Source organism: Streptomyces sp. CNQ085 (assembly GCF_022614595.1).
In the GTDB taxonomy this organism is placed as follows: domain Bacteria; phylum Actinomycetota; class Actinomycetes; order Streptomycetales; family Streptomycetaceae; genus Streptomyces.
Genome location: NZ_JAJFAU010000136.1, coordinates 1 through 3242 on the forward strand (window position 1 = coordinate 1; position 3242 = coordinate 3242).

At 75.2% G+C, this 3242-nt stretch carries 4 protein-coding genes and 1 pseudogene; 1 reads left to right on the top strand and 4 read right to left on the bottom strand.

The window, feature by feature from the left end; genetic code table 11:
* On the top strand, positions 1 to 1743 hold a 1743-nt coding region (gene ggt, locus LJ221_RS19500; RefSeq protein WP_241718023.1), incomplete at its 5' end, for a gamma-glutamyltransferase.
* Positions 1744 to 1757: 14 nt separating this feature from the next.
* On the opposite strand, the gene mnhG is transcribed toward ggt, so the two are convergent.
* From mnhG to LJ221_RS19520, 4 genes and pseudogenes are all read right to left on the bottom strand, one after another.
* Entirely contained in the window at positions 1758 to 2153 is a 396-nt protein-coding gene (mnhG, locus tag LJ221_RS19505) for a monovalent cation/H(+) antiporter subunit G (protein WP_241718024.1), read from the bottom strand.
* Positions 2150 to 2416, bottom strand: coding sequence for a monovalent cation/H+ antiporter complex subunit F (locus LJ221_RS19510; RefSeq protein WP_241718025.1), 267 nt, complete (start codon positions 2414 to 2416; stop codon positions 2150 to 2152). Before LJ221_RS19510 ends, mnhG begins: the two co-directional genes overlap by 4 nt.
* The gene (locus LJ221_RS19515) at positions 2413 to 3036 is read right to left on the bottom strand and encodes a Na+/H+ antiporter subunit E (protein ID WP_241718026.1); all 624 of its coding nucleotides are present in this window, start codon (positions 3034 to 3036) and stop codon (positions 2413 to 2415) included. Before LJ221_RS19515 ends, LJ221_RS19510 begins: the two co-directional genes overlap by 4 nt.
* A pseudogene (locus tag LJ221_RS19520) lies at positions 3033 to 3242 on the bottom strand (Na+/H+ antiporter subunit D); the annotation flags it as partial. The pseudogene LJ221_RS19520 and the gene LJ221_RS19515, both read right to left, overlap by 4 nt.

The following is a 3242-nucleotide window of genomic DNA, read 5'->3' on the forward strand; positions in this document are numbered from 1 at the left end:
GGCCGGGAGCCGCCGGCGAAGCGGCCCGTCGCCACCGGATACGGCGGCGCGGTCTCCAGCGTCGACCCGTACGCCTCCCGCGCCGGTCTGGAGGTGCTGCGCGCGGGCGGCAACGCGGTGGACGCCGCCGTGGCCACCGCGGCGGCGCTCGGCGTCGTCGAGCCCTACTCGGCGGGCGTCGGGGGCGGCGGCTACCTCGTCCACCACGAGGCGCGCACCGGCCGCGTCCACACCCTCGACGGCAGGGAGACCGCCCCGGCCGCCATGCGGCCGGACTCCTTCCTCGACCCGGCCGACGGGAAGCCCATCCCCTTCGATGAGGCGGTCAACTCCGGCCTGTCGGTGGGTGTTCCCGGCACCCCGGCGACCTGGGAGACGGCCCTGGACAGATGGGGGACGGTCTCCCTGGCCCGGGCGCTGCGGCCCGCCGTCCGCCTGGCCGAGCGTGGTTTCACCGTGGACGAGGAGTTCCGCGCCCAGACGGCGCTCAACGAGGACCGCTTCCGCGACTTCACCCCCACCGCCGAGCTGTTCCTGCCCGGCGGTGAACTGCCCCAGGTGGGCTCGCGGTTCCGCAACCCCGGTCTCGCCGGCACCTACCGGCTGCTGGCCCGTGAGGGCGCGGACGCACTCTACAAGGGGCGGCTCGCCCGCGAGATCGCCTCCACCGTGCGCAGGCCGCCCGTCGCGCCGGGCGCCGACCGCAGGGTACGGCCGGGCCTGATGACCGCCGGCGACCTCGCACGGTACCGCGTACTGCGGCAGAGGCCGACGAGGGTGGACTACCGGGGCCTGGAGGTGTACTCCATGGCCCCGTCCTCCTCCGGGGGCACCACCACCGGCGAGGCGCTGAACATCCTGGAGGGCTTCGGCCTCGCCGGGATGGACCGCGCCCAGGCCCTCCACCACTACCTGGAGGCGAGCCGCGTGGCCTTCGCCGACCGCGGCCGCTGGGTGGGCGACCCGGCGTTCTCCGAGGTGCCCGCCGAGGAGCTGCTCTCGGAGCGCTTCGCCAAGGAGCGGGCCAGCCTGATCGCCCCGGACCGGGCGCTGGCCAGCCCGCTGGCGCCCGCCGATCCGCGCGACCCGGACTCCTGGGGCCGCTCCGCGGGCCGGGGCGGCGGCGAGGGATACGAGGGCCCGTCCACCACCCATCTGGTCACCGCCGACCGCTGGGGCGACGTGGTGTCGTACACGCTCACCATCGAGCAGACCGGCGGCTCGGCCATCACCGTGCCCGGCCGGGGCTTCCTGCTCAACAACGAGCTGACGGACTTCGACTTCACCCCCCTGTCAGAGGACGTGGCCGGCCCGAACCTGCCCGGTCCGGGCAAGCGGCCGCGCAGCAGCATGGCGCCCACGATCGTGCTGGAGGACGGCCGTCCGCTGCTGGCACTGGGCTCGCCGGGTGGCTCCACCATCATCACCACCGTGCTGCAGACCCTGCTCAACCGGATCGACCTGGGCATGACGCTGCCCGAGGCGGTAGCCGCGCCGCGGCTGTCGCAGCGCAACACCACCGCCACGTCGGCGGAGCCGGCCTTCCTGGAGTCCGCCGCCGAGCGGGCGCCGCTGGAGCGGCTGGGCCACCGGTTCACCCTTCCGCCCCCGGCGTTCACCCCGTCGCCGGAGATCGGCGCGGTCGCGGCGCTGGAGGTCCTGCCCGACGGGCGGGTGCGGGCCGTCGCCGAGCCGGAGCGGCGCGGCGGCGGTTCGGCGATGGTGGTCCGCCTCTCCCGCTGACGCCCCCGCGCCGGTCAGGTCTCGCGCCCGCGTCCGCCCCCGTTCCCGCCCGCGCCGGCGTCCGGGGGCGCGAGCCGCTCCGCCAGTTCGTCCACCGTGAGGGTGTACCGCTCCACCGCGCCGGTGCGGTAGGCGATCCGGCCGACGATCTGGCCAAGGACGGGCACGGTGGTCAGCTGGAAGACCGCGATGAGCAGCAGCAGACCGGCGTACGGCAGGGGCGCCCGCAGGGCCGCCCCGATCAGGATCAGCAGCAGGCCCAGGTTCTGCGCCTTGGCAGCGGCCTGGAGCCGGGTGACGGTGTCCGGGAAGCGCACCAGTCCGACGCCTCCCAGCAGGCAGAAGACGGCACCGCACAGCAGCAGGACGGCCGTGACGGCCTCCAGGGCCGTCTCGACGAACGCGTTCACCGCATGTCCTCCCGCTCCTCGGCGAGCCGCGCCGCCGTCACCGATCCGATGAAGCCGAGCAGCGCCAGCACGAGCAGGACGAGCACGGCCGAGGTGTACTCCCACACCGCCACGGCCACGGCGGCCCCGGCGACGACCGTCGTCACCAGGATCTCCACCGCCACGATCCGGTCCAGCGCGTGCGGGCCGCGCACCAGGCGGTAGACCACCATCACGGCGGTGACCGCGAGCAGGGCCAGGGCGACGGTCGCGACCACACTCACCTCTGCTCCTCCTCTCCTCCGTATCCCGGCTCCCGCCGGTTCGGGTCCTCCCGCATCCCGGCGGGACCGATGGTCCGCACCACCCACCGCTCGGCCGCCGCGACCTCGCCTCGGCGGCGCTCCACCTCCCGGGTGTCACGGGCGGGCAGCGCATGCACGTAGAGCCGCCGCCGGTCCCGGTCGACCTCCAGCACGAGAGTGCCCGGAGTCAGCGAGGCCATGTTGGCGGTGGCGGCGATCATCAGATCGCTCTCCGACCGCAGCGGGACCTCCAGCACCGCGGCCCGCACCCGCGGACCGCGCCGGACCGCCTCCAGGGCCACGGCGACGGCCGATCCGACCAGTCCGGCCAGCAGGCGCGCGGGGAAGAGGAGCAGCCACAGCGGGTGGAGCCTCGCCCGCCGGGCGATCGAGGGCAGCGGGAAGAGGACCACCACCAGCAGGGCCACCACCGCCCCGCCCACCAGCACGACCGGGCTCACCGACCCCCACAGCACGATCCACAGCGCCCACAGCCACAGGGCCAGGGGCCACTGCCGGGACGTCCTGTGCGGGGGGCCGTCCCGAACTCCCGGAGTACTCGTGTCCCCCTCCGCCTGGTCGTCGTCCGCCGGGCTCATCCGGCCCTCCCGCCCGAATCGCCGAGTACGGCCTCCTGGTACGTACTGCGCTCCAGAAGATCGACCGCCGCCCGTTCACTGAGCCGTGCCAGAGGCCCGGCGCCCACCGCCACCACCACGCCGATCAGCACGGCGCCGACCGTCGCCCCGGACATCAGCCGCACCCCCTTCATACGCTCGCGCGCGGGGGGCGGGCGTTCGCCGCC